Annotated in this window: 6 protein-coding genes; all 6 read left to right on the top strand. The window is 54.1% G+C overall.

The window, feature by feature from the left end; genetic code table 11:
- Positions 1–48: 48 nt before the first annotated feature.
- The 6 genes from BR71_RS19630 to BR71_RS19615 all read left to right on the top strand — a co-directional run bounded on the left by BR71_RS19630 (position 49) and on the right by BR71_RS19615 (position 4,698).
- Positions 49–1,620: a hypothetical protein gene (locus BR71_RS19630; RefSeq protein ID WP_156039067.1), complete on the top strand. Its 1,572-nt coding sequence runs from the start codon at positions 49–51 to the stop codon at positions 1,618–1,620.
- Complete coding sequence (gene gmtX / locus BR71_RS23150; protein WP_052370890.1) at positions 1,620–2,270, top strand: gamma-mobile-trio protein GmtX; 651 nt, start codon at positions 1,620–1,622, stop codon at positions 2,268–2,270. Before BR71_RS19630 ends, gmtX begins: the two co-directional genes overlap by 1 nt.
- Positions 2,271–2,335: 65 nt before the next feature.
- The gene (locus BR71_RS25150; RefSeq protein ID WP_162179240.1) at positions 2,336–2,488 is read left to right on the top strand and encodes a tyrosine-type recombinase/integrase; all 153 of its coding nucleotides are present in this window, start codon (positions 2,336–2,338) and stop codon (positions 2,486–2,488) included.
- Between the two features lie 267 nt (positions 2,489–2,755).
- On the top strand, positions 2,756–3,661 hold the full coding sequence (locus BR71_RS19620; protein WP_052370889.1) for a DNA-processing protein DprA: 906 nt from the start codon (positions 2,756–2,758) through the stop codon (positions 3,659–3,661).
- Positions 3,658–4,335 carry a hypothetical protein gene (locus tag BR71_RS24395; protein WP_156039066.1) on the top strand — a complete coding sequence of 226 codons (678 nt, stop codon included), beginning with the start codon at positions 3,658–3,660 and terminating at the stop codon, positions 4,333–4,335. Before BR71_RS19620 ends, BR71_RS24395 begins: the two co-directional genes overlap by 4 nt.
- Positions 4,336–4,698 (top strand): hypothetical protein, encoded by a 363-nt coding sequence (locus tag BR71_RS19615; protein ID WP_043641452.1) that lies wholly within the window; start codon positions 4,336–4,338, stop codon positions 4,696–4,698.
- Positions 4,699–4,961 lie beyond the last annotated feature (263 nt).

Genomic DNA, 4,961 nt, shown 5'->3' with positions numbered 1-4,961 from the left:
GACTGTCGTTGCGGATGCCTCTCATCGGGTGCTTCCGTGGTTCGTGGGATGCTTGATTATACCAAATGGGTGGCCGTTGGTTTTTCAACGGCCTGTTATGCGTCCTTACGAGACTGGCAGGTAAAATACAACCCATTAAGAGTTGCAACAAAATGGTCCGATCTACACATGTCAAGTGTGATTCGTAGCCACACCAAAGCACAGCTTGCGGCCAGAGGGGAAAGCTGCTTTCTGTTCCGAGATGCCAGCCGAAGTCGGCCTGAATACCCAGTCGATATTAGCCGGATGCAGAACTACTGGTATCGTTTGCTTGACGAACTGGAACGTCGGGTCGCCCTGCGGGGTGAAACCCTTCCAAACGGTCAGCCAATTCTGTTCATCGAAAAACGTGGGCCAACCGGATTGCCGCTGGCTCCCGTCTTCGATCTGCATTCGCTACGCGTATCGATCCTTACCGCGCTATCGGTAGAGGGTGGATTGCCACTCTCGATTTTGAGCAAGTGCGTGGCCGGTCACGCTTCGATATTGATGACTCTATACTACCTCAAACAGGGACCTGCCTATATCTCTCAGCAGATGGCTGAAGCCCAGGCCAGAATGATGGAACGTGAGCAGGAGAATTACCTCCGTTTCCTTCAGGATTGCAATGTTGCCGCAGCCGAGTCCGTAGTTGCTTTCAATGACCGGGTTGGTTTGCGAGCGCTCCAAGAGCACTCGGCTGGAGGGTGGATTATCGGCGACCTTGGCATATGCCCAGTGGGAGGTGCGATGTGTCATACAGGAGGACCAAAGCTAACAGGCGAGAATGGCAGGAATGATTTTCAACCAACTCCGGGTGGCCCTCGTAACTGTGTGCGCTGCAGATATTTCCTTACGGGCCCGGCATTCTTGGCAGGGCTGGTTGCACACTTCAATTCTATCGGGATGGATGTTCTCGACTGTAGTGAACGGCTACGGAAGATGCAGGCTGATATCAGCGAGATTGAAGACAATCTATTCTCCCGTGAGGCCAATGATTCATCTGAATATCGGCGTCTCGATGCTCTCTACCAACGCAGAGAGCAAGCGATGAATCGACTTGATGAGGTGGCCCACAATTGGCATGCCACTTTCGCCATGGTAGAGCGTTCCAAGGCCTTGCTGGCTGTACAGCGGCCGACCGGGACAACTTCAGGTGGCATTCGCCTATTGGCTTCCGAAGATCTGGGCGAAATCACGAGCGCACTTGGTCAGTGCACGCCATTCGACCTCTACAATACGATCTGCCAGCACGCGACAGTTTATCCGGCCGCCAACATTCCGGTAGCAAGTCTACGCCGCGGGCGGCTTCTCGACGCAATGCTCGCACGCAATGATCGCCGCCCCGTTTTTGCGGCATTAACTGAAGGTGAAGCGATAGCCGTGGGGAATGAGTTGGTCAACTTCCTTTATGCACGACTTGGGGTGGTAGAGTCGAATCGTTTAGTTGATGGTACACGGATGCTCGCTGCGGCCGGTCTGGCTGATGACGTGGATTCTCTGCTCACCGGTAGGCTTGGCACACCAATCAAGTTGGCAAGCTTAATTGTCCAACATGAAAATGGCGAAACGCCAAGATTCGTTTCGGCGGAGGCTGAGTGATGAGCAATACCCCTAACGAGCTTATCGAACAGCTCTGCCAATTAGCCTCGCCTCGGAAGGCTCAGTCTCTCAGATTGATCTTGACGATCTGCGTGGAGCAGACGCAGCGGGGGAGTTCGGATTTCTCGGTCGCCACCATTGGTCGCTTGTCCGCCGAGCGTGGCGGCCCCTCTGCCGCTGCGATCCGCAACAAGCCTGGTGAGGACTACCGCGCCCTGATTAAGACCTATGCCGCCTCGGTGAATGGTCAGGATCGCAAAAAGCGGGAACCGGCACCATCAGAGGCCGAGGCACTGCTGGAGGGCGTGAACGACCCCGTGCTCAAGGTACGGGTCAAGCTGCTGTTGGCCGAGATGGAATCACTACGGGCTCAGCTGCTCGCCGCCCGCCACCTGGCCAACAAGACAGCCGTATTGGAACTTGGTTTGGACAGCGGCGAGCACGTGCCGCACGCACATGCAGATGGTCTGTTCCTGTCCTTGCAAGAGGTCACGGCGCTGGAGGCGGCAATCAGCCCGGCAACCCTGGAACACTGGGGTTGGAGCATAGACCAAGCCGGCCGCGTACTCACTGAGACCAGCCAAGTTGTCTTCCGCGCTGGATTTGTCACGGCGATCCGTAAGACCGTTCAGCACGTCGCTGACTTCTAATGTGATAGGAACATGGTTAAATCCATGTTCCTTCATGTTTATTACAGCTTCTACTAGCAAAAACATTGCGGCGCTCTTTCGCGTCAGCACTGCTCAAGAAAGGCGTGTCGCTGGAACAAGTAGCGATTCTGCTCGGTCATCAGGACACCGAGGTCACGTCTGCATATATTCAGGTGGAAGTAAAAACCCTTCGCGCCATGTACGAGAACGCGCTATGATTGAACCTAAATTCAAATGTTTGCCGTATAGGTACAAATGACTACTGAAAAACGACTGACCCCTGACGAGTTCAAAGCCGAATTTAAACGGCGCGGCTGGACTGGCCGAGCCTTGGCGATCCGTTGGGGTAAATCCGAAACATGGATCAGCAAAATTGCAAGCAATCCTGACCGTAACACGCATTGGGATGACGCGGTCAGGGGGTTGCCGATGGCAAACTGTTTGAACAATAGTTCAAAATAACGCTTGCTAGCGAGGATTATCTGATGAACGGAGTATGTAATTCAATTAATGCCTGGTCAGGGTTTTTAGTAGAAAAACCTGTCGATACTTGGGCCGAGATCGGCGCGTATGAGTTTTTGTGGCAGCAGGATAACGCTACCACCAAGCGGCTTGCAGAGTTGTTTCATTCCCACAGAGGGAGCTTGCCCTCAGACCTGGTCGATGACGTAATTGCGCGGGAGGTCGCAGCGAAGGTCATGGCTGAGTTCAAAAAACGTGGCATTGAGCGTGTAGGGGTCCGTATTCACGGCACCCCCGACTATCCCGAGCGCTTGCGGGATGCCACCGAACCTCTTGAGTTGCTGTACTTTCTGGGGAACTGGGAGTTGGCAGAATCGCCGCGCAGGATCGCGATTGTTGGCACGCGTAAGGTGTCGGAGAGTGGTGCCGCACGCACTCGTCGTTTGGTCAGAGAGCTGATCCAGAATGACTACACGATTGTGTCCGGACTGGCTCAGGGCGTGGATACCTTGGCCCATGAAACGGCAATCGCCGAAGGTGGATGCACGATTGCTGTTATTGGTACGCCGATTTCCGAAACTTACCCGAAGGAAAATGCGGCTTTGCAGCGCCGCATTGCAACGGAGTTCCTACTGGTCAGTCAGGTACCGGTACTGCGTTACAAGAGCCAGGGGCCACAATGGAACCGGCTCTTCTTTCCGGAGCGGAACAAGACCATGTCAGCGCTCTCTCAAGCGACCGTTATTGTCGAGGCTGGCGAGACGTCTGGCACCCTGACCCAAGCACGCGCAGCCCTGGCGCAAGGGCGCAAGCTATTCATCCTGGAGAGCAATTTTCACAATCCTTCCATTACCTGGCCGGCCAAATACGAGAAGATGGGTGCGATTCGAGTACGTGAGACCGCCGATATTTTGAAGGTGCTCCAATGACGATGCCGACCCGCTTTAGTCAAGTTGGCGAACGTGAGCGGCCTGACCATTGGTATCTCGTTTCTACCGACCCTTGCTACTACTGGGGAGAATATACTCCATCTCAGTATATTGATGGCCCGATGTGGAACTTCTCCCCGACCAATCAGCTGATTACCAACCTGAAAAAACCTCTAGATCGCAGAGGTAGGGCTGATTGGCGCTACAAGCAAGAAGCCATACAACAGGTAGCAGCGGCATTCGCCGTTATGTGGCAATGGCAGCAAATGCAGATTCACCGACCGGCATTGATACCTATCCCACCATCAAAACAACGAACTGACGCGATGTACGACGACCGCATGCTTCAGGTGTTAAACGAGCTAGCTATGAGGACTGGCGTTCCTCTGGATATACGCGACTGCCTGTCACATAGCGGCAACCTTCCAGCTAGCCATGGTACAGATGATCGCCCGACGCCTGATGCTCTCTATGCAGACCTAGCTATTGATATGCAAATCATAAGACCTCAACAGCAACCAGGTGGAATACTCCTATTCGATGACATGCTGACAACGGGGGCACACTTTGTTGCAGCGAGACGTAGGCTTCATGATGTGTTCCCTGGCATTGGCGTAGCAGGCGTATTCATAGCAAGGAGATGCCTACCTAACCCATTTAGCAATTTCAACTAAATGAAAGCGCCATGGCACTACCTGTCTTGGACGCCTCCGCAGCTGGAAGTGCAGGCGGAGCGCAACCTGGCAGCCATTACCCGCCGAAAGGGATGGCTCTGGGCCATCCTGCTGTATTGGGGTGTCGTAGAGGGCGAGGCGCTGGGTTGGCACAAGCTGAGGATATTCCTGGACCACAACTACGCCGGGCTGGCGCTGGGTTGTGGCGTTTGGGTGGCGGACTGGCTAACCATGCCGGGCTGGATAGCCGTCTTGGTCGTGGCAGCGCTCGGCTGGGTGGCCACTGTGCTTTGGGGAACCGCGAAGTATATTGGCTGGTTGGTTTCCATTCTGAACCGTTGGCCCCCCATGGGGAAAGCTTGATTTTGGAGTCGTTTAAATGAAGAAAAAACGGATCAATCGGCAGCATCGACCGTCCTTTGATTTGGCTGTCAAGATGGTTCTGCCAGGCTTGGATGCGTTGAAAGCCATTCGCCAAGGGCAGATCAATCAAGAGCAATTGGTACAGCTGAACATGATGAGTAAGATCGCTAGCAGGCCGTTGAAAAACACGTCGATCTTGCCCCAACCCATTTCCGCATGAGCAAAATGGGCGGTTTCAGCGGGTAGAATGCCAATAAATCCGC

This window comes from Chromobacterium haemolyticum DSM 19808, assembly GCF_000711885.1.
GTDB lineage: Bacteria > Pseudomonadota > Gammaproteobacteria > Burkholderiales > Chromobacteriaceae > Chromobacterium > Chromobacterium haemolyticum.
This window is presented reverse-complemented; position numbering and strand designations above follow the sequence as displayed.